Source organism: Ramlibacter sp. WS9 (genome assembly GCF_003797765.1).
Lineage (GTDB): Bacteria > Pseudomonadota > Gammaproteobacteria > Burkholderiales > Burkholderiaceae_C > Ramlibacter.
In genome coordinates, this window is the sequence record NZ_RKMB01000161.1 from 1 (window position 1) to 409 (window position 409).

The 409-nt window shown below is 67.5% G+C and carries 1 protein-coding gene; it reads left to right on the forward strand.

What is annotated here, in order from left to right; translation table 11 throughout:
* The coding region (tssI, locus tag EEB15_RS33450) for a type VI secretion system tip protein TssI/VgrG (protein WP_141514274.1) at positions 1 to 409 on the forward strand (409 nt) is incomplete at both ends.

The window sequence follows — 409 nt, forward strand, 5'->3', positions numbered from 1 at the left end:
ACTTCCGGCAGGGTTACCGCAACCGCTTCCAGGCCACGCCCTGGGAGGCGTTCTTCCGTCCCCCGCTGACACCGCCGAAGCCGCGCATCCTCGGCACGCAGAGCGCGGTGGTGACCGGCCCGAAGGGCGAGGAAATCCACTGCGACCGCTACGGTCGGGTGAAGGTGCAATTCCACTGGGATCGCGAGGGCCAGGCCGACGACAGCAGCAGTTGCTGGTTACGCGTTGCCTCCGGCTGGGCGGGAAGGAACTACGGCGCCATCGCCATCCCGCGGGTCGGCATGGAGGTGCTGGTGACCTTCCTCGAAGGCGACCCCGACCAGCCGCTGGTCACCGGCTGCCTGTTCCACAGGGAACATCCAGTGCCCTACGAACTGCCGGCGCACAAGACCCGCAGCGTCTTCAAGAG